16 protein-coding genes and 2 pseudogenes are annotated in these 22550 nt (G+C 32.6%); 5 read left to right on the forward strand and 13 right to left on the reverse strand.

Annotation, left to right across the window (positions count from 1 at the left end; translation table 11 throughout):
- Nucleotides 1-16 precede the first annotated feature (16 nt).
- The 5 genes from QM746_RS14975 to uxuA form a co-directional block, all read right to left on the reverse strand.
- Entirely contained in the window at nucleotides 17-2917 is a 2901-nt protein-coding gene (locus QM746_RS14975) for a SusC/RagA family TonB-linked outer membrane protein (RefSeq protein WP_414984958.1), read from the reverse strand.
- 65 nt (nucleotides 2918-2982) lie between these two features.
- On the reverse strand, nucleotides 2983-4311 hold the full coding sequence (gene xylA / locus QM746_RS14980; RefSeq protein ID WP_414983845.1) for a xylose isomerase: 1329 nt from the start codon (nucleotides 4309-4311) through the stop codon (nucleotides 2983-2985).
- Nucleotides 4312-4390: 79 nt separating this feature from the next.
- Nucleotides 4391-5875 (reverse strand): xylulokinase, encoded by a 1485-nt coding sequence (locus tag QM746_RS14985; RefSeq protein WP_414983844.1) that lies wholly within the window; start codon nucleotides 5873-5875, stop codon nucleotides 4391-4393.
- A gap of 693 nt (nucleotides 5876-6568) precedes the next feature.
- Nucleotides 6569-7384, reverse strand: a complete 816-nt coding sequence (locus QM746_RS14990) for an SDR family oxidoreductase (protein ID WP_414984959.1) — start codon at nucleotides 7382-7384, stop codon at nucleotides 6569-6571.
- Between the two features lie 52 nt (nucleotides 7385-7436).
- Nucleotides 7437-8612: a mannonate dehydratase gene (gene uxuA, locus QM746_RS14995; RefSeq protein WP_414984960.1), complete on the reverse strand. Its 1176-nt coding sequence runs from the start codon at nucleotides 8610-8612 to the stop codon at nucleotides 7437-7439.
- A 171-nt stretch (nucleotides 8613-8783) separates the two neighbouring features.
- Here uxuA and QM746_RS15000 point away from each other — a divergent pair, with 171 nt between their 5' ends.
- Nucleotides 8784-9662, forward strand: coding sequence for an AraC family transcriptional regulator (locus QM746_RS15000; protein WP_414984961.1), 879 nt, complete (start codon nucleotides 8784-8786; stop codon nucleotides 9660-9662).
- Here the strand turns inward: QM746_RS15000 and QM746_RS15005 are convergent.
- The 6 genes and pseudogenes from QM746_RS15005 to tnpA form a co-directional block, all read right to left on the reverse strand.
- Entirely contained in the window at nucleotides 9655-11181 is a 1527-nt protein-coding gene (locus QM746_RS15005) for an MFS transporter (protein ID WP_414984962.1), read from the reverse strand. The two genes, QM746_RS15000 and QM746_RS15005, sit on opposite strands and share 8 nt — an antisense overlap.
- 25 nt (nucleotides 11182-11206) lie before the next feature.
- The gene (locus tag QM746_RS15010; RefSeq protein WP_414983653.1) at nucleotides 11207-11869 is read right to left on the reverse strand and encodes a bifunctional 4-hydroxy-2-oxoglutarate aldolase/2-dehydro-3-deoxy-phosphogluconate aldolase; all 663 of its coding nucleotides are present in this window, start codon (nucleotides 11867-11869) and stop codon (nucleotides 11207-11209) included.
- A 97-nt stretch (nucleotides 11870-11966) separates the two neighbouring features.
- Entirely contained in the window at nucleotides 11967-12416 is a 450-nt protein-coding gene (locus QM746_RS15015) for a YhcH/YjgK/YiaL family protein (RefSeq protein ID WP_414983652.1), read from the reverse strand.
- Between the two features lie 341 nt (nucleotides 12417-12757).
- The gene (locus tag QM746_RS15020) at nucleotides 12758-13801 is read right to left on the reverse strand and encodes a PfkB family carbohydrate kinase (protein ID WP_414983651.1); all 1044 of its coding nucleotides are present in this window, start codon (nucleotides 13799-13801) and stop codon (nucleotides 12758-12760) included.
- Between the two features lie 23 nt (nucleotides 13802-13824).
- Nucleotides 13825-15225: a glucuronate isomerase gene (uxaC, locus tag QM746_RS15025; RefSeq protein WP_414984963.1), complete on the reverse strand. Its 1401-nt coding sequence runs from the start codon at nucleotides 15223-15225 to the stop codon at nucleotides 13825-13827.
- Between the two features lie 565 nt (nucleotides 15226-15790).
- Nucleotides 15791-16243 (reverse strand): annotated as a pseudogene (tnpA, locus tag QM746_RS15030) (IS200/IS605 family transposase).
- Between the two features lie 124 nt (nucleotides 16244-16367).
- On the opposite strand from tnpA, the pseudogene QM746_RS15035 reads away from it, so the two are divergent.
- Both QM746_RS15035 and QM746_RS15040 read left to right on the forward strand, forming a co-directional pair.
- A pseudogene (locus QM746_RS15035) lies at nucleotides 16368-17172 on the forward strand (IS982 family transposase).
- Between the two features lie 364 nt (nucleotides 17173-17536).
- Nucleotides 17537-18169, forward strand: coding sequence for an alpha/beta hydrolase (locus QM746_RS15040; protein ID WP_414984964.1), 633 nt, complete (start codon nucleotides 17537-17539; stop codon nucleotides 18167-18169).
- Between the two features lie 60 nt (nucleotides 18170-18229).
- Here the strand turns inward: QM746_RS15040 and QM746_RS15045 are convergent, their stop codons facing one another.
- The gene (locus QM746_RS15045) at nucleotides 18230-19528 is read right to left on the reverse strand and encodes an aminopeptidase P family protein (RefSeq protein WP_414984965.1); all 1299 of its coding nucleotides are present in this window, start codon (nucleotides 19526-19528) and stop codon (nucleotides 18230-18232) included.
- Nucleotides 19529-19907: 379 nt separating this feature from the next.
- On the opposite strand from QM746_RS15045, the gene QM746_RS15050 reads away from it, so the two are divergent.
- Nucleotides 19908-20732: an alpha/beta hydrolase gene (locus QM746_RS15050; RefSeq protein ID WP_414984966.1), complete on the forward strand. Its 825-nt coding sequence runs from the start codon at nucleotides 19908-19910 to the stop codon at nucleotides 20730-20732.
- Nucleotides 20733-20818: 86 nt separating this feature from the next.
- On the forward strand, nucleotides 20819-21730 hold the full coding sequence (locus QM746_RS15055) for a hypothetical protein (protein WP_414984967.1): 912 nt from the start codon (nucleotides 20819-20821) through the stop codon (nucleotides 21728-21730).
- Between the two features lie 268 nt (nucleotides 21731-21998).
- Here QM746_RS15055 and purE read toward each other — a convergent pair whose 3' ends face one another.
- Nucleotides 21999-22499, reverse strand: coding sequence for a 5-(carboxyamino)imidazole ribonucleotide mutase (gene purE / locus QM746_RS15060; protein WP_414984968.1), 501 nt, complete (start codon nucleotides 22497-22499; stop codon nucleotides 21999-22001).
- Nucleotides 22500-22550 lie beyond the last annotated feature (51 nt).

Genomic DNA, 22550 nt, shown 5'->3' on the forward strand with positions numbered 1-22550 from the left:
AATTAATATTTTATGGTTAAAAAGTAGCTTTTACGCCAAACGTGAATACTCTTGTTATAGGATAGGTACCAAAATTATTTTCCGGAGAATAGGTATCTCTCATTTTTGTGAAATAATATAAATTATTACCTCTTACATAAATATTCAAATTATTAATAAACCCTATTTGGTTGATATATTTTTTTGGTAATGTATATCCTAAAGAAACATTTCTGATGGTAACATACGATGCATCCTGAATTCTCCAAGAATTGTTAAACTCTGCATATTTATTTGTAGGTTCTGGCATTGGATAATCTCCGCTGGTATTGGTTGGTGTCCAATAATTGACGGCTACCGCATTATTATCTACTCCAGTGTTCATCGTTGGCAGGTAAGAATTAATTTTATCTCCTCCTATTACAGCTTCTATTAAGAAATCCAGTTGGAAATTTTTGTAAGTAAATGTACTTCCAAAACCTCCGTACCAATCTGGATTTGGATTGTAAAAAACCCTGTCGTCTAATGTAATTTTACCATCTCCGTTTACATCTTTTATTTTGGGCGCACCTGCTCCCCAAGTAGAACCATGCAAAGCCTGGGCCTGAGCTTCTTCTCCTATTTGATAAACGCCTTCATATACATATTGAGGATATGTACCTAATTGATAGCCTATAAACCAGTTATTAACCCAATCATGAACGGGATTTCCATTGGCATCCACATTGTTTCTGGCTAATTTCACCAATTTATTTCTCTCTCTTGTCCAGTTAGCATTAATTGTCCAACTCAACTCGTTTTCAGAATTTGCTCTCAAAATATCTGCTTTCAGGGTAACTTCAATCCCATTATTATCAATCTGGCCTACATTACTAATAGTAGAACTAGCACCAAAAGGTACAATAGGTACAATCTCTCCAAGAATATTATCTGTATTTTTAGATTTGTAATATTCTACAGAACCACTGATTCTATTACCAAATAAACCAAAATCTACCCCTGCGTTAAATTGTTTACTGGTTTCCCAATGTATCCCCGAATTTCCTACAAATTGAGAATTTGGAATATACCCTGTATTTAATGTCCCTCCAAATGGATACTGTGTTGCGGTTGCTAAAGTAAGATAAGGAAAATTAGAATTAATATACACTCTGCTTCCATCTGGCAAAGGAATTGAACCAGGAATTTGCTGATTTCCTCCTGTTGCATAACTTAATCTGAATTTTAACAAGTCTAGATTTTTAATACCACTTAAAAATGATTCTCTATCGGCGTTCCAAGCCAATGAAACAGATGGAAAAGTTCCCCATTTGTTTCCATTTGCAAACACAGAGGTTCCATCTCGTCTTACAGATGCTGTTAGCACATACTTATCTGCAAATGTGTAATTAAACCTACCGACAAAATAAGCAAGACTGCTCTGGCTGTTCCAAGTTCTGGATTCTGTATTATCATTACTCATGGTGTTCATCCCATAATAGCCCAACAAATCATAAGACAATGGATCAGCTGCAGAACCATTTCCTACAGTATTATGCCCATCACCAGATATTTTTTGAAACCCTGCAACTATTGTTGCTCCTATATCATGCTTTTCACCTAATTTTTTTCTGTAGGTTAAAATATTATCTACCAAATAATTTCTTACGACCCCATTATTAATGGTAATTTTTCTTGCCAAACCAGTTCTATTACCTGAATCATACAAAGAGGAATAGAAAGATCTGTATAATTCGTCTCTGCTATCAAAAGCAGTATTTAACCTATAGGTAAGTCCATCCATTATTTTAAATTCTAAGTAAGGACTTATTACCAAATGCCTCACTTCTCTATCTGCTTTAGATTGTTGATATCTGAAAAGTGGGTTATACTGAAACTGACTACCAGTAATAGTAGCAGTGAGAGAGCCATCTGCATTATAAACACTTCCTAAAGGAGAATTATTTACAAAATTGACAAAGCCTTGATTGGTACTTCTTGCATCTATTGCCAAACCTCTTTCGTCTGCATTGCTGGTACTGTAATTAATATTGGCACCAACGGTTAATCTGTCTGTTGCTTTATAGTCTGTATTTAATCTAAAAGAATAACGCTTATAATCAGAGTTGACAATTACCCCATCTTCCAGATAAGCGTTTGCATTCATATAATAAGAGAACTTATCGTCTGCACCTCTTACTGAGAAGTTATAATTATTTTGTGTTCCAGTCTTAATGAGTAATTTATTCCAATCTACCGATTTGCCTGCCGCATAATTATTAAGAGAAATAGGATCAGAAATCACATCGGAAACACCTATGTAATTATTGGTAAGCCCTCTTTTGCCGTCAATCCTGTATTGTACATATTGGTCAGCATTCATCAACCTTGGAGTTTGCAAAACATCAACAATCCCTATAGAAGAATCAAACGAGTATTCTGGTTTTCCTTTTCTTCCTTTTTTTGTAGTGATGAGCACCACCCCATTAGATCCCTGCACACCATAAATAGCCGCTGCTCCCAAATCTTTAAGAACGCTAATATCCTGAATATCTTCTGAATTAAATTCTGCTAGATTAGAATCGTTTACAGGAATACCATCTATTACAATTAGAGGTTTAGTACTAAGATTAATAGATTTAGCACCTCTTAATTGAAAGCTTAACCCTTGCCCAGGCTGCCCACTGCTTCTGGTTACACGCAAACCAGCTACTTGTCCTCTAACGGCCTCCATTGCATTAGGAACGGGTGTCTTAGAAATTACTTCGCTAGATACTGTAGTTATAGCCCCTGTAACATTTTTCTTTTGCATTGATCCATAGCCTACCAATACTACCTCCTGTATTTTTTTTTCTTTGACTGAGTCTTTTTTAGTTTGTGAGTAAATAAAACCAGTCGGTAGTAAAGTCATTGCAAAAAATACCGCGGCTTTATTTCTTGTTAAATTAAAATTTCTCATAATTCATGATTATTAAATGGGTAATAAATTATAATTGATTCATATTATTTGAGCTTTCAGAAAGCTTATATGTACATGTTTACAATCGCTTCAAAGAGTTCTTGCTTACCACTTTTCGCTACTGGTTCTCTTGATTCGTGGGCGATTTTTCTTAAATCTTCTAAAGTTAGTTTTCCTTCTTCAAAAGCTTTTCCGTTGCCTGCATCAAATGATGCATATCTCTCGGTTCTTAGTTTTTTGTAATCTGATTTTTCTAAAATATCTGCTGCTACCAATAGCCCTTTCGCGAATACATCCATTCCTGATACATGTGCAATGAATAAATCTTCTGCATCGGTAGAGTTTCTTCTGATTTTTGCATCGAAATTTACTCCACCTGTTTTTAAACCTCCACCTTGTAGAATTACCAACCATGCTTGCGCTAAATCATAATAATCTATCGGGAATTGGTCTGTATCCCAACCGTTTTGGCTATCTCCTCTGTTGGCATCTATGCTTCCTAATAAACCTGCATCTACAGCTACTTGTAATTCGTGTTCGAAAGTATGTCCTGCTAATGTGGCGTGGTTTACTTCTATATTTACTTTAAAATCATTTTCTAATCCATAATTTTTAATAAATCCAATTACGGTTTCTGTATCGTAATCGTACTGGTGTTTGGTTGGTTCCATTGGTTTTGGTTCGATAAGGAAAGTTCCTTTGAATCCTTGTGAACGTGCATAATCTCTTGCCATCGTTAAAAACTTAGCCAAATGCTCTTTTTCGCGTTTCATATTGGTATTTAATAGGCTCATATAACCTTCTCTTCCTCCCCAGAATACGTAGTTTTCTCCTCCTAATGCAATGGTAGCATCTATTGCGTTTTTAACCTGAGTTCCTGCGCATGCCAACACATCAAAATTTGGATTGGTAGATGCGCCGTTCATGTATCTTTCGTGTGTAAAAACATTGGCAGTGCCCCAAAGGAGTTTAATTCCTGTTTCGGCTTGTTTTTCTTTGGCATATTCTACAGCTCCTTGTAAATTTGATTCGTATTCTGCCCAACTTTTTCCTGCATCTACTAAATCTACATCATGAAAACAATAGTATTCAAATCCTACTTTTTTCATAAATTCAAATCCTGCATCTAATTTATATTTAGCTCTTGATACTGCATCTGAACCCATATCCCATGGATGATGAATGGTAGCTCCTCCGAATGGATCACTTCCATTTGCACACAAGGTATGCCACCATGCCATTGCGAATCTTAACCATTCTTTCATTGGTTTGCCCATTACGATTCTGTTGGCTTCATAATATCTAAATGCTAAAGGATTGGTGCTTTCTTTTCCTTCAAATTTTATTTCCTGTACACTAGGAAAAAACTCTTTTGTTCCTTTTAAAACTTCCATGATTCTGTGGATTTAATTATATTTTTTTGTTTATTTTTTTATTGTTTAATTCTCATTAATTGCTTTGTCCTTTTTTTAACTAAAGCATCTTCTCGAGATAATTGGTCCATCTGTTGTAGGCTTCTTGATATTGCTCTTTCTTATCAACTTCTGGTTCTATTATGGCTATTTTTTCTAATGCTGAAAAGGCTTCGTTGGTATTGGCATAAAAGCCCACTCCCAATCCTGCGGCTCTTGCTGCTCCGGCTGCTCCGTCTGTATCGTATAATTCTATCACGGCGTTGCTTATGCTCGATAAGGTTTGTCTGAAGATTGAACTCAAAAACATATTGGCATTGCCTGCTCTTATCACTTGAATATTCATGCCCATGTTTCTCATAATATTCATTCCGTATTCGTAAGAAAAGACGATTCCTTCTTGGGCGGCACGCAAAACGTCTCCTTTGGTGTGAATATTAAAATTGATTCCGTTTAAGGAACAATCTACTTCCTTATTTTCTAAAACTCTTTCGGCGCCATTTCCAAATGGAATGATACTCAAGCCTTTTGAACCTATAGGGGAAAGTGATGCCAATTCATTCATATCTCCATAAGAGGAAAGTGAGGTGGCAAAATTATTTTTAAGCCAAGAATTTAAAATTCCTGTTCCGTTGATGCACAATAAAACGCCTAATCTGGTTTGTTCTAACGTATGATTAACGTGTGCAAAAGTGTTGACTCTAGATTTTTCGTCATAATCTAACTGGTCTAAAACGCCATACACAACGCCTGAAGTTCCTGCTGTTGATGCTATTTCTCCGGGATTGAAAACATTAAGTGAAAGCGCATTATTGGGTTGATCGCCTGCTCTATATGAAATTGGAGTGCCTTCTTTTAATCCTAATTCTGCGGCTGCACTTACTGAAACGGTTGCCTGAATTCCAAACGTCGGTACAATCTCTGGGAAAAAGCTTTTCGGAATGCCAAAATAATTTAATACGTCTTCTGAGATGCAATTGTTTTTAAAATCCCAAAAAATCCCTTCGGATAAACCTTCTATTGTTATGCCTGTCTCGCCACTTAGCTTCATGGCTATGTAATCGCCGGGAAGCATGATTTTATCAATTTTCTCGAAAATTTCTGGCTCGTTTTCTTTTACCCATGCTAATTTTGATGCGGTAAAATTACCTGGTGAGTTCAAAAGATACGAAAGACACTTTTTTTCTCCAATCGATTGCAATGCTTTTTCGCCAAAAGGTACGGCTCGGCTGTCGCACCATATTATTGATGGTCTCAACAAATTCTGGTCTTTATCTACCAAGATTAATCCGTGCATTTGCCATGTAATACCTATGGCTTTTATGTCTTCGGGGTTGATTCCTGATTTATTTAATACTGATTCGTGGGCTAATTTTAAATTTATCCACCAATCTGTTGGGTTTTGCTCTGCCCAGCCTACATTTTCTGCAATTATCTTCATCTCCTTCTTTGGCGAATAATCGGACGCGATTATTTTACCGCTTGATGCCTCTATCAAACATACTTTTACTGAAGAACTTCCTATGTCATATCCTAGCAAATACATATATTGTCTGTTTATTTTAATAATTTATTATTACTTTTCTTGAATATTTTACTGTCAAATTTGTAATATCTTGGGGTAGTTTTATAATCTTTATCAGCCATCTTTTTAATTTCTATTAATGTAAAAAGAACTCTTTACGCTGATTAAATACAATTTCATTACTTACTAGTAATTTTATTCTCCTTTTTCTAACTATAAAATTAAGATATCTTCAAAATGTTAACATTTACGTAACACAACAAATATAAAAATCTAATTGAAATAAAAAAATTTTTTTCACGTGACATACTGCATATCAATACTTTAGTTATCACTTCAAGATGATAAGTATTTCTTATAATTTATGATAAGATTAAAAAATTTAGATATAAATTAACACTTAAAAACAATGCATTTTAATAGTTTAAACTAATTCAATAGCACAATAAATCATAAAAAAAATGATAAGCATAAACACTTTTACGCTTATTTTTTTTCATTTTAATTTAATAAAAAAGAATTTTAATAGTAAAAAAAACATTATATAGACTATATTTTATATAAAAAAAACATATAAAATTCACCAAAATTAGCATCAAAAAGACAAAATCATCTATTTAATATAAAATTTGAACTAATTGAAAAAATCAGAGCAAAAAAAAGCAAGACAATTTCAAAGAAAAAGCCTTGCAAAAAAAATTAATCCAAATTATATTATACTCCGCTAAATGCGCTGAAGCCACCATCAACAGGCAATAAAGCACCTGTAATAAAACTTGCCGCATCCGAACATAAAAACTGTATAGCTCCGTTTAATTCTTCTATTTCGCCAAATCTTCTCATAGGTGTTTTGGCAATTACTTTTACACTTCTTTCAGTCAAAGAACCATCAGGATTGATTAATATATTCCTATTTTGATCACCTATAAAAAAGCCTGGAGCAATTGCATTAACCCTAATTCTATCTCCAAATTTAATGGCTAAGTCTGAGGCTAACCATTGCGTAAAATTGGTAATTGCAGCTTTAGCCGCAGAATAACCTGCAACTCTAGTAATAGCTGAATAAGCAGCCATAGAAGAAATATTGATAATACTTCCACTTCCTTGCTTTGCCATTACTTTACCAAAAACATAGCAAGGATATACTGTTCCATTCATATTAAGATTTGTAGCTTTATTCCAACCCTCTAAATCCATATCGAAGAAACATTGATCTGCAGATAATGTAGCAGACGGAATATTACCACCTGCAATATTGAGCAAAATATCTATACTTCCCCACTTTTCTACAACAGTTTCAGCTACTTTTTCTAGACTTTCAATATCTAAGACATTACCAATAACACCAATTGCCTCTCCTCCTAAGTCTGTAAGTTCTTTAACTCTGATATCTAAATTCTCTTGTCTAATGTCTATAGCAACAACTTTTGCACCTGCTTTTATAAAACTTTTAGCAATGCTACCTCCTAAAACGCCTCCAGCTCCTGAAATAATCGCTACTTTACCTGCGATACTAAACATCTCGTTCATTTATTTTATATTTTTTTTAATTTAACAATGATGATATGAAAAACAGGCAATATTATTTACCTTCTAATTCTGACTGAACCGCAGCAATTACACCCTCTATTTGCCCAAGAGCCAGCATTCTACCAAAAAAAGAATAACCAGGATTATACCCTTTATCTACATCATCTGAAAGCAATCTGCCATGGTCTATACGCATTGGCAGACTAGGACTTTCTTTCTCAAATACTTTTATTACATCAATTAGATGTCCTCTTCCTCCTAAATGCTCAGCTTCAATAAAGTTTCCGTTATCAAAAACGTTTGTACTTCTTAAATGCACAAATTTTGTTCTAGAAGCATATTTTTTTGCCAATTTTGGAACATCATTTTGAAGACCAGCACTTAAAGAACCAGCACAAAAAGTGAGCCCATTATGTGGATTATCTACTGCTGTTAAAAACCAATCAATATCTTCTTCGCAAGTCACAATACGAGGTAATCCTAATAGTTGAAATGGCGGATCATCTGGATGTACACACATTTGTATATTCCATTTTTCGCAAACTGGCATTATTTTTTCTAAGAAATATTTCATATTCTGGCGAAGAGCATCTCTATCAATACCATCATACAAAGCCAATAATTTTTTAAAAATCCCAACAGGGTCTAAATCTCCTTCTTTAATGTTACCATTTACAAAACCTTGAGTTTTAACGATTACAGAATCTATCAAGTCTTTTCTATCTTCTTCTGTAATTGTTTTTTTAAGTTCTTCTACTTTTTCAAGAATTTCTGAATTATAATCTTTTTCAGCTCCATTCCTTTCTAAAATATAAAGTTCAAAATAGGCAAACTTCACTTTATCAAAATATAAAGAAGAAGAACCGTCTTCCCACTTGTGGAACAAATCTGTACGTGCCCAATCTAAAACTGGCATAAAATTATAACACACTGTTGTAATTCCAGCTTTACCGAGGTTTTCTAAACTGATAATATACTTATCTATCAAATCATCTCTGTCATTACCTCCATATTTTATAGACTCACTTACAGGAAGACTTTCTACAACAGACCACCTTAATCCAAAACTCTCTATATAATTTTTTAGTTCATTAATAGATTCTAATGTCCAAACTTCTCCATTTGAAACTTCATGAAGAGCTGTAACAATTCCTTCCACGCCAATTTGACGAAGCATTGAAAGCGAAATTTTGTCTTTTTTACCAAACCATCGCCATGTTTTTTCCATAATTAAATTCCTTTTTTAATTAAAATATTTATAATAGCCTTGCAGCATTACAAGCTGTATATAATGAAACTATATTTGCTATAATCTTTGTAAAATTACTAACATGATTAACATAAAAATAAATCAATATTTGCTAATAATAAGCGTATATTTGCAACCAAAACATCGCCTATGAAAACAATAATGAATGAGAAACTCCCTATCTCTAACACCACCCCAATAAAAGCAAGACATTATGATTACCAGCATTTTACTTATCCTTGGCACTTCCACAGTCAATATGAATTAATGTATGTCGAAAATGGCTTCGGACAGTGTTTTGTAGGAGACTCAATTCATAAATTTTCAGATGGAGATCTCATTCTATTTGGCAGCAATCTTCCTCATTACATGAATAGTGACGACTCTTACAAGAAAAAAAATTCTAATCTAAGAGTAAAAGGCATTATTGTACAATTTGAAAAAGATTTTATGAACTATTCTATCAACAATTATCCTCAATTTCTTCAAATAAAAACACTTCTTGAAAATTCAGGAAGAGGAATGCTTTTCCCAAAAGAACAATCAGATAAAATAAAATCTATTCTGAAAAAATTACCCGAAATGAATGGTTTGCAACAAATCATCAATTTCCTAAACTTATTACAAGAACTTGCTTCTTGCAAAAAAAATACTGTATTAGCATCTCCTCAATTTTATAAATCTTTTCCAAAACTTGGAAATAGTAGAATTGAAAAAATAATTTCCTTCATTAATATTAATTACACTAGAAACATTTCATTAACAGAAATTGCTTCTCTTGCAGCCATGAATGTTTCTTCTTTCTGTAGATATTTTAAAGAACAAACAGGAAAAACTTTCCTAGAATACATAGCAGAAATGAGAATTGGATACGCTTGTAAACTCCTTACATTAAATGAAAAAAGCATTAATCAAATTAGTATCGAATGCGGTTTTGAATCTATCACTCATTTTAATAAAACCTTCAAGAAACAAACTCATTTTACTCCTACTATTTATAAACAAAAAATTTTAGAAAATACTATTTAACAAGTTCATAGTTTGGCACCAAAGCTTTCATCCCAAACCAAGCAATGAGATAAGCTACAGCACAAACCGAAAAAACAATTAAATATCCTTTTTCTATCCCATCTGAAATTAGTGCTCCTGACGTTTCTAACTGCTTGAAAAAATCATCTGGGATACGTTCTGTTGTATATTTTGGAAATTTCTCTAACAAAGGAATTCCATCTACTGTAGTCCAATTTTTATGAGCATAATCAAAAAGCACTCCAGAACTTTTATTGATCAAAGTAGAGCCTATACCTCCTGCCAAACCTCCAATTCCTGTAATGGTGGCGATGGCTCTTTTCGGGAACATATCTCCTACGGTTGAAAAAATATTGGCAGACCAAGCCTGATGTGCTGCTCCTGCAATACCTATGATAATTACCGGAATCCAATAGCTAATTTTTCCTCCTGGCTGTGCTAGTAATGCTAATAGTGGGAAAAATGCAAAAATAAGCATCGCTCGCATGCGTCCCGAATAAGGGTTCATGCCTTTTTTATCTACAAAAAATGAAGGTAACCAACCACCAATAATTGACAATAAGGTAATAATGTATAGCACAAACAGCGGTAAAGCACTTTGGGTACTATCCATTTTATAAACAGAACTTAAATAGGCTGGTGTCCAAAAAAGATAAAACCACCAAACGCCATCGGTCATAAATTTCCCAAATGCAAATGCCAAAGTTTGCTTGTATCCAAAACATTCTTTTAATGTAAATTTCTTTGCTAAATCTGGAGATGTTTCTCTTGGACAATCTTCTGCATCTTGATGAATATAATCTAACTCTAGTTGATTAACTTTTGGATGCAATTGTGGCTTCTTGTAATAAAATACCCAAAGTCCCATCCATACAAAACCTAATGCTCCAATAATGATAAATGCCATTTCCCAGCCCATCGCTTTGGCTATAAACGGAATACTAAGTGGTGCTACTAATGCGCCTACTGTTGCCCCTGCATTGAAAATACTTGTAGCCAAAGCCCTATCTTTCTTAGGAAAATATTCGGCTGTAGTTTTTATGGCTGCAGGAAAGTTGCCTGCTTCTCCAATAGCCAAAACCAATCGGGCAAATACAAATAATGTAACGCTTACATTAATGATTTTTGAAATATCTTGAACCTTGGCTATATTCTCTTTTGCTAATTCAAATCCTACAAACCAGTTTCCTGTAAGAATTCCTGAGGTTACAATTCCGCAAAAGGCATGTAAAACTGCTCCTAAAGACCATATTCCTATTGCCCATAAAAATCCTTTTTTGGTATCCATCCAATCTACGAATTTACCCGCAAATAACATACTTATTGCATAAAATATCGAAAATAAGGCGGTGATATTTCCATAGTCATTATTCGTCCAATGAAATTCGGGGCTTATAAAATCTTTCCACGTAAGAGACAGCACTTGCCTGTCTAAATAATTAACTGTGGTAGCGAAAAATAGCAATCCTACTATTGTCCATCTAAAATTTGTGGGTTTGTGATTTGGTGTTGGTGACATTATTGGTGGGTAATTTTAGTGGTTATTATTTCTTTATCGTTGCTATTACATCTAATACTTTTTTAGTTTCTAATTCTATGGTAGCATAATCTTTATCTGCCATTAGTTTTTTGCTGATGAGTTTGCTTCCCATTCCTACTGCGGAAACGCCTGCATTATACCAACTTTCTATACTTTCTTTAGTGGTATCTACTCCTCCTGTGGGCATAAATCTTAAATTTGGAAAAATATCTTTTATACCACTTAAAAAATCGGGCTTTAGCATATTTCCTGGGAAAAGTTTGATAAATATAACTCCTGCATTTTCGGCGGTTATAATTTCTGTAGGTGTCATACATCCTGGGCTATAAAACAAATCTTTTGCAATTAAATAGGATGCTACTTCTGGTACAAATCCCGGACTGATATAAAAATCGGCTCCTGCAGATTCAAAATCTTTTGCACTTTGAAGGTTTTTAATAGTACCTACTCCCAAAAGTAAATCTGGCATCTCGGCATTACGAATTTCTACCATTTTGGAAAAATTTTTTAACGCTGCTTCGCCTCGGTTGGTATATTCTACAGCTCTAATACCAGCTTTATAGATGCTTCTTAAGATGTCTATGGTTACTATTTCGTCTGCATTGAAATACAAAGGCAAAATCCCTTGCTTTACTATTGCTTCTGAAACTTTTTGTGAATTGTTCATTTTTTTTTTTTTATAAGAGTCGAGATTCAAGAACCGAGAGCCCAGAATACTGATTTTAAATCTTCTGACCTCTGACCTTCAGCTTCCGACTTTTCAATTAAATTTTCACTTTAAACACTATTTTTTTTATCACATCATTTCCTATCATTGGTGCGTGAACATCTGTAGGATAAAAAATTACAAACTGATGGTCTGTTAACTGAAAATACATATCTGGTATTTCATGATAAAATTGAACATCTTTCTCTGCATTGTAATCTCCGTTTATGGTTTTACACTTTTCTCTGGGCTTCCATCCTATATTTTCTACTCCTTTGATGCAAACTTGGATGTCTATATTTTTATCATGACATTCGAATTTTGTCAAACTTTCTTCTGGTGTTTTCCCCTTTTTAGTACTTACAATTGCTTTGAGACCAGGTTCTATTTCTGTTGTCCCATCTTCTAATTTACTTAAATCGTTGTCTTTTAGATATTCAAATGCTTTAGCAAAAAGCGGATGCAAACCAGTGTAAAGTGAAGCATTATTTATAGTATCTACAATCATAATGATTTTATTTTTTTTGACTTATGTTTCTTATTGAAAACTATAAAATATTGATTAACAATAATTTTAATCCGTTATTTATTTCAATTGATTTTGCCCTTGCAGGGCTATTACCTTTGTTAATTTTAATTTTCATTGAGTTTTACCCAATGCTATTGATGGTGCTACTTCGTAGCTTTCTTATTTCTAAAATTTAATTCCAATAACTATTATTTAAAAAGAATAGGTCAATAATGTAAATCAGAATTTATTTGTAGATTGTTGAAAACATGTGATTTTATATCTATATTGTACTTTGTAGTTTTGTACTTTGTAGTTTGTACCTTATACTTTACCTGTGTCTATCTCACTACTCTACCAGAAGCATCACCACCCATTAATTTGGTTACTTCGTCCACGGTTACCAAGTTAGCATCGCCTTTTATCGTATGTTTTAAACATGAAGCGGCTACTGCAAAGTCTAAAGCTCTTTGATTATCATCTGGATAGGTTAACAATCCGTAGATAAGTCCTCCCATAAAAGAATCGCCTCCTCCTACTCTATCTACAATATCGGTGATTTGATATTGGCGAGTTTGAAGCATTTCTTTTCCATCATACAAAACGCCTGCCCATGTATTATGAGATGCTGAGATAGAACCTCTAAGTGTGGTAATTACTTTTTTTGCTCTTGGAAATTTAGCCATCATTTGTTGGCAAACAGATAGGAATGCTTCTGCTTTTACATCATGTCCATGAGTTTGAACAGCGGCTCCTTCTGGTTTTATCCCAAAGTGCATTTCGGCATCTTCTTCGTTTCCTAAAATAATATCACAATATGAGGTAAGTTCTGTCATGATGGCTTCTCTGTCGCCTCCGTATTTCCAAAGTTTTGCTCGATAATTTAAATCTGTAGAAATGGTAATTCCTAATTTACTCGCTACTTTTACGGCTTCTAAACACACATCTGCTGAACTTTGTGAAATGGCAGGAGTTATACCTGTCCAATGGAACCATTCTACGCCTTCGAAAACTGTTTCCCAATCTACCATTCCTGGTTGGATTTCTGACATTGATGAATGTGCTCTATCGTAAACTACTTTACTGCCTCTGCTCACGGCTCCGGTTTCTAAAAAATAAATCCCTAAACGATCGCCTCCCCAAACGATATTTTCTACTCCTACGCCTCTTTTGCGCATTTCCATCATCGCACATTGTCCGATATCATTTTTTGGTAATCGTGTTACAAAATCTACAGAAATACCAAAATTGGCTAATGATACGGCTACATTGGATTCTCCGCCTCCGTAAACTACATCAAAATTATCTGCTTGCGAAAATCTTAAAAATCCCTGCGGTGCTAATCTCAGCATTATCTCGCCAAACGTTACTACTCGTTTTTTCATATCTTTTTTGCTTTTTTTTATTTTTAAAATTTGAAATATTCTTCAGCATTATGATAGCTGATGTCTGAAACCATTTTGCCTATCAATTCCATATCGTTTGGCAATTCTCCGCTTTCTATTTCTTTGCCTAATAAATTACATAGGACTCTTCGAAAATATTCGTGACGTGGAAATGATAAAAAGCTTCTCGAATCTGTTAACATGCCTATAAAACAACTTAATAATCCCATATTAGATAACGCATTCATCTGTTTGGTCATCCCATCTTTTTGGTCTAAAAACCACCATCCAGAACCAAACTGTACTTTGCCTTTTACACTACCATCATTAAAATTACCTATCATTGTTGCCAATACTTCGTTGTCTGCGGGATTCAAATTATATAGAATGGTTTTCGTTAATTTATCTTTTGTATCTAGCGCATTTAAAAACTGTGAAAGTTTTCTGGCTTGAGAAAAATCGCCAATGGAATCCCAGCCGGTGTCTGGTCCTAAAATGCGGTGCATGCGTGCATTATTATTTCTAAGAGCTCCTAAGTGAAACTGCTGTACCCAACCAAACTGGTGATATGTTTCGGATAAAAAAAGCAATACTCCACTTTGGAATTTTAAAATTTCTTCTTGCGAAAGTTCTTGATTTGATCTTTTCTTTATAAAGATATTTTGAATCTCTGATGCTGTAAATTCTTCAAAATAGATTTGTTCTAAACCATGGTCTGAAACTTTACAACCATTATCGTTAAAATAAGAGATTCTTTTCTGCAATGCATTGCATAAGTCGTCATAACTATGAATTTCTATTCCTGCTGACTGTCCTAATGCATCTATGTATTCGTTATAGCCTTCTGCTCCTATTAATATTGATTTATCTGGTCGAAATGATGTACTTACCTTTATATCTAATCCATTAGTTCTCATTTTCTGATGATATTCTAATGTATCTGTAGGATCTTCGGTGGTACAAACTACTTTTACATTTACTTTTCTTAACAAATTCTGACATGAATATTCTGATGAATTTAATCTAGCTGACGTTTCTTCATAAATTCCTTCTGCTGTTTTTTCATTTAACAATTCGTAAATATCAAAATACCTCGCCAATTCTAAGTGCGTCCAATGGTATAGTGGATTTCGTAATGTGTATGGTACCGTTTTGCCCCATTGCAAAAATTTTTCCTTATCCGATGCTACTCCCGTAATAAATTTTTCGCTTACTCCTAATGTTCGCATCGCGCGCCATTTGTAATGGTCGCCCTTTATCCAAACCTCTGATATATTATTAAATACATAATCTTCACAAATTAATTGTGGCGATAAGTGATTATGATAATCGATAATCGGTTGATTCTTTGAGTAATTATGATATAATTCTTCTGAATATTTATTTTCTAATAGAAAATTATCATAAATGAATTTTGTTGTCATTGCTTAAATATAAAATTTAAGTTAATATATAAATTATGAAATCGATTTCACAAAATTAAAATAAAATTTCAAACTAAAAATAAATCCATCAGAAAATAATCCTTTAAGACTAAAAATAAATTTTCAAACATTAAATAAGAACAATTGAAATAACATTTAATGCAATGATTTTAAATAATTTAGATAAAATTAAAATGTTTTAATTTAAATTCAAATTTGACAAAAATCAGTACAAAACAAAATATAATCATAGAAAAGTAAAAAAGATTTTTCCTAAAGAAGATTTTTTTAGATTTTTTAAATAACAAAAAAATGGTAACATATATTCAATAAATCCTAGAATTTCAAATTTTTGCTACTACCCATTACTCAAAACCTTAAATACATCAACAAAAATAAAATCTAAAAACAATTCAGATTATACTATTCTAACCCCATAGTCCATTTGTAAAATAATAGAAAAAGGATGTATTTAACATATTTAATTAATTACCATTTAGTTAAATGTAATGAACAACCTTGAAGCAAGTTACAATAAACTACCCCGGGGCAGAGCCCCGAAGTATTAGTCGTCAAAAAGTGTAAGTTGTCCATCGTACACTTTTTGATATTTTACTTCTTTTCCTTGATTCTCAATGTATTTCTTGATAACATCTTTGTTTCCATATTGTCCAACCGTATTTGCATAATAACCACTTGTCCAAAAATTCCCGCCCTATAATTTTAACTTGACTTCAGGAAATCTCCTAAATATTTCCTTCGCTGTTATACTTTTTACTTTCATACTAATTTCACTGATTGAAAGCGAAGGAACACTCTGAATTAAAAAATGAACATGGTTTTCTTCATAACCTATTTCAAAAAAATTAATCTCGTAGCGGGCAGAAATATCAAGACAAATATTTCTCAATCCCTGTCCTTCTTCATCTGTTATAACAGAATTTCTATATTTCACAGGAAAAACGATATGATACAGTAGCAATGTTTTATTATGTCTTTTATTTATATGGTCATCCATTAATCAAATTTACACTTTTTCATAGTGTTATGAAAAACCATCCGTTTTTCAAACTTTTCCTCATTGACCCCGAGGCAGAGCCTCGAGGTATTCTCTTCGAATAAAATTTTTATAACAATATAATATTGAAAATGAAAAAAGTTTTCTTCCTAAAATAAGAAAACCAAAACTTAAAGATAAGGAGGTAGTTTCTTTAGTATTGGTAGCAGAATATTTAGGAATAGGTAACGAACACGAGCTTTTCACAAATTGCCCGCATCCTTGTCTCCATTAATAGAAAGAAGTTTTTATAACCGTAGAAAAAGGAAATTGTTCCCTTTTATAGAAAAAATTCGAGAGAAAATATATCAGACCATTATCTCTGATGGAGAATATCATACTAGTATGCCTTTGGAAATATGTAAAATATCAAAAGAAAATAGACTAAAAATCTGTAAATAAACCTTCAATACTTCACCTAATTAAGGATTCTGTGCTTCGCAGCAGAGTCATTGCTATGGGGACAAACTTCATGCTGTATGCACAATAGAAGGAGTTTTCAGAAGTTTGCCTCTGTTTATGATATTCATTATTTGAATGATGTGAAAAATAGGTTTGAAGATGTGGTAATCCTAGGTAATAAAGGTGTTTTTAAGCCAATTGACAAAAAACTATTTATTTGATTATTAAAACATTACACTATAAACTTCTCATGGGAAAAATCAAATAGATTATCAAGCACAAGCTTATATTCTAAGAAAAGCAGAAAGAGAATTGATACTTTATTTTCACAACTTTGTGACCAATTCAAAATTTGAAATAATTATGCTAAAACCTTTCAGGGTTTTAAAACAAGAATATTAGCCAAAATTACAACTTTAACTGTTATACTGTTGATTAACAAACTAAATAACCGTAATATTAACAATTTAAAAATTTCTATTGTATAAATGTACTACAGGAACTTCTAATTTATGAAGTGATAAAATTATAATGTTCGTCAAAAAATAAAAAACCATTTACAAACTTTACATAATTACTTAATAATCAATGATGAAAGATTCATGACAAAAAAAAGGATTTAATGACCTTGTGTCAGTTTTTTTTATTTGGCAACAAATTGGTAATTTGAAAAGAAATGGAAGCGAATTTTTAGCCCAGATTGAAATGGAAATCCTGTTATTGCGGGCAAAAAACATGGGATTGCTTCGCTTTGCTCGCAATGACAGATTGTAATGAAAAGCTGGACTGTGCGTGAAAGATTTTACAAAACATTTTGCTTCTTATAAAAATTTTTAAAATTATCTTTGCTTTATGGATTTAAAATTTATCGTTAGAGAACCCGAAAATATAACACCACAAACTCAACTTTTGGTATTGCTTCACGGCTATGGAAGCAACGAGGAAGATTTATTTAGTTTCCGACATGATTTGCCAGAAGATTGGATTATTGCAAGTTTTAGAGCGCCGAATAATAGCGATTATGATGGCTATGCTTGGTATGATATAGATTTCAACAACGCGGATAAATTTATAGATGTAGACCAAGCAGTAGATTCTATGAAACAAATTATGAAATCTATTGAAAATCTAAAGCATCACTATAATTTGGAAACCAAAACCAATATTATGGGATTTTCACAAGGCGGAATTCTTACGTATGCTATGACGCTTACTTATCCTAAATTTTTCAACAAAGTAGCTTGTTTGAGTGCTTATCCGGAACCGAAAATTCTTAAAAATATTAAAGGTAAAAAACAAATTCAGCATCTTAGATTTTTTGTATCTCATGGCAACGAAGACGCTGTAATCCCTTTGAAATGGGGAAGAAAAGCCGCAGATTTCTTGTATGAATTGGGTGCTTTTTTCACCTTTAGAGAATACATGACTGGGCACGGCGTAAACCAAAAAAATTATATGGATTTAATGGAATTTTTCAAAAAATAAACATAAAAAAAGTAAGAGGTACATTTTCTCTTACTTTTTTTTATAATTTAATTGAAATGATTAACTGTTCATTAATTCTTCAATCTCTTCAATTTCAATAGGAATGTTTTTCATTAAATTAAATGCAGGCCCATTGTTTTGAATCACCACATCGTCTTCAATTCTTACACCAAATTTCTCTTCTGGAATGTAAATTCCTGGCTCTACTGTGAAAACCATATTTTCTACAAATTTATCAGAAAGAATTCCGTAATCGTGCGTATCTAATCCCATGTGATGAGAAGTGCCGTGCATCATATATTTTTTGTAAGCTGGCCAATTTCTATCTTCATTTTGAACATCTGCTTTGTCTAAAAGCCCGATTTCAACAAAAAGAGAATTATAATATTCGCCACATTCTTTATGATAATCGTACCAATTACCACCCGGAACCAACAAAGAAGTTGCAAAGTTTTTCATGTCTAAAACAGCTTTGTAAATTTGCTTTTGTCTTTCGGTGAATTTTCCGTTTACAGGGAAAGTTCTAGTTAAATCACTAGAATAATTGGCATATTCTGCACCTACATCCAACAAAATTAAATCTCCGTCTTTACATTCCATATTATTGGCAATATAGTGAAGAACATTCGCATTATTTCCGCTTGCAATAATTGGAGTGTAAGCAAAACCTTTGCTTCTGTTTTTTATAAATTCGTGAATAAGTTCTGCTTCAATTTCATATTCCCAAACGCCTGGTTTTATAAAACTTAATAATCTTCTGATGCCTTTTTCGGTAATATTACATGCTTTTTGCATTAATTCAATTTCCTCTGGTTCTTTGATGCTTCTTAAATGCTGAAGAATAGGATTGCTTCTTAAAATAGTGTGCAAAGGAAACTCTTTTTTCACTCTTTCAATAAATCTGTCTTCTCTTGTCTGAACTTCCAATACAGCTCTATAATGCTCGTTTTTATTCAAATAAATACTTTCTGCTTCGTTAATAAGATTGTAGAAAATTCTATCAAAATCTGAAAGCCAAAGTACCGTTTTAACACCAGAAACTTCTGTTGCTTTTTCTTTCGTCAATTTTTCACCTTCCCAAATGGCAATATGTTCGTTAGTTTCTCTCAAGAAAAGAATTTCGCGATGCTCTTCTCTGTAAGCATCCGGAAAAATAAGAAGAATGCTCTCTTCTTGATCTACTCCACTTAGATAAAAAATATCTCTGTGCTGTGCAAAGGGCAAAGTAGAATCTGAACTTACAGGATAAATATCATTAGAATTAAAAATCGCCAAAGCTTTTGGCTGCATTTTTTCGGTGAATTTTTTACGATTTTTTACAAAAAGTGAACTAGAAATTTGTTCGTATTTAGTAGTCATTACAATAAATTTTTAATGCATGTAAAGTTAGTGATTTTTATTTTTTTAGAAGCAACTTGTCACTGCTTCTTTTCATTTACGGTCCTGCTGTCGCTTCTCGCTTCCCAAAAACACCGCAAAAGCCAAGGCTTTTCGGGAGAGCTCAAACAAACCGCTCCATCAGGGCTATTTTTCACGTTCAGTAATTTTTTCACTATTTGGAAACTACCCCGTCAAAATTTTCTTCAAAAATTTTGCCACCCCTTCTAAAAGAAGGGGAATTCTTATATGTTTTCTGCTTTGAAAACAATCGAAGCTCGCTTCGCTCGCGCCAAAAAACATTAAAAATCTAAAATTAAGCATATCAAATTCTCATCAATATTTTTTTTAAATTTATCCTATGAAAAAATCAATTTCTCTTCTACTTTTTTGCTACGCTATATTTTCTTTTGCTCAGGAAAAAAAGCACACGGCTACTGAAAATGTAAAAATCATTTCAGAGAAATTTGAAATTCCACAGTTGAAAACAACAAGAAGAATTTGGATTTATTTGCCTAAAGATTACGAAACTTCTCATAAAAAATACGAGGTAATGTATCTTCAAGATGCACAAAACCTTTTTGATGATGCTACTTCTTACGCCGGAGAATGGCAAGTTGACGAAACTCTGAACAAAATTTTCGAAAAAACAGGGAAATCTCTGATTGTAGTTGGAATTGATAATGGCGGAGAAAAAAGAATGGAAGAACTTTCGCCGTATAAAAATGCAAAATATGGTGGCGGAAATGGCGAAAATTACGTGAAATTTATCGTAGAAACGTTGAAACCTTACATTGATAAAAACTACAGAACAAAATCTCAACGAAAATTTACCACAATTGGTGGGAGTTCTCTTGGAGCATTAATTTCTGTGTATGCAGCCGTAAAACATCCTGAAACTTTCGGGAAAGTATTGGCTTTTTCTTCTGCTTTTTGGTTTAATGCAAAAGAATTGAATGAATTTATTTTGAGTTCAAAAGTGAATCTTAAACATCAAAAATATTACTTCATCCAAGGTAAACACGAAGATGAAGACATGGAAGCGCAAACCAAAAACATCATTGAAAATCTGAAATCTAAGAACGTAAAACCCAAAAATATTTTCCTAAAAATAGACGAAGACGGAAAACACAACGAACTCTATTGGCGAAGAGAATTTGAAGGAGCGGTTTTGTGGTTAGAGTAGGTTTAAAATTATTTTTGTAAGAGCAAATTTTTCTAATGTTTAATCATGATTCTACATATAAATTCTCAACTGAAGGCTTAATAACAATGAGTCTAGATGAATATTTCATCTTACAACAGACTGAATTAGAGAATTTTGAAAAGTTAAAGAAAAATAGAATCCTACCAAATTTCAACATTTATTTTATACTAAAGAGACCTAAAGTAACTTTCAATTTAGAAAAAACAGTTATATCTAAAAAAATTATTACACTTGAATTTTTCGTTCAATTAAAAAATCATAAAGAGAAAAGAATTATTGATTTAAGAAATCCTTTTGATTCAACAAATATAAAAATTGATTCTTCTTTTCCTTATTCAGAATTCACAATTTTTAATGATGAAAATAAATTTTCTTATAATTGTGGAACATTTTTAGATGAAATTCAAAGAATAAAACCAATTGAAGATTATGAACTAGATTATGAAGTTTTGTATATCGGTCAATCTTTTGATGAAAATGGGAAAAGAGATGCAGTTGATAGATTAAAATCGCATTCAACGTTACAAAAAATTTATTCTGATTCAATTTCAAAAAATCCAGATTCAGATATTTGGTTAATGCTTTGTAATTTTCAAAAATCAAATATTATATCAATAAATGGACTAATAAACTCTACAGAATCTGATGAAAACGAAGAACAAAGAATTATGAATTTTCTAAAAACAAATATTTCAGAAAAGCAAATAATAAACTATACGGAAGCTGCATTAATAAAAACCTTTAAGCCTAAATACAATAAAGAATATAAAAATTCATTTCCAAGCATTAATCATCAAAGCTATGATGAATGTTATAAATTAGACATAAATACTATTATAATTATTATAGAAATTGACTTAAATAGAAATTTATATACATCCCATAAACCTAGATCTGAAAATTATTTTATTTTTAAACAGCATCTTTTGGTAAATAGTAAAGATAGATATAATTTCTTTTTTAATGAATATTTATAGTTTAGCTAAACACAATACTTAACAATAATATAAATTTAAATCTCACTTTTCAAAAAAAGTATGAAAAGTGAAATTTAGCCCTGATTGCAGTGAAAATCCTTTTTTGGAGGCTGAGCGTAGCCGAAGCCACCAAAAAAGATTGTAACGAAAAGCAGGACTGCAAGTGTAAAGAAACGAAAACGTGTTGCTTCTATCTTCGACTTTGCTCAGAATAACGAAAACAGATTACTTCGTTATTTCACTGCGTTACATTCCTCGCAATGACATGTTAGTCGTAAGAATTCGGGTGCGTTTTTTTAATTTCTTCAATATTAGAAAGTACCTTTTCTTTTAAACTCAGTTGATAGATTTCTAATTTTGTAGAAATTTCTTCGTTTGAACTTCCTAAAATTTTAGCAGCTAAAATTCCAGCATTGGTAGCTCCATTAAGAGCAACTGTAGCCACGGGAATCCCAGAAGGCATTTGCAAAATAGACAAAACAGAATCCCAACCATCAATAGAATTACTGCTCAAAATTGGAACTCCAATCACTGGCAAAGTAGTACAACTCGCTACCATTCCTGGCAAATGCGCAGCTCCTCCAGCTCCCGCAATAATCACTTTTATGCCTCTATTTTTTGCAGATTTAGCGTAATCGAACATTCGTTCTGGCGTTCTGTGCGCCGAAACCACAATTAATTCATAAGGAATTTCTAGAGATTTAAGAAAATCTGCTGCTTGTTGCATAATTGGCAAATCGCTTTGGCTGCCCATAATTATTCCTACCATTTTTAAAAATTTTAGATTTTAGATTATAAATTTTTATAAAAATACAACAAT

Origin of the sequence: Cloacibacterium sp., assembly GCF_047601505.1 — a bacterium.
Lineage (GTDB): Bacteria > Bacteroidota > Bacteroidia > Flavobacteriales > Weeksellaceae > Cloacibacterium.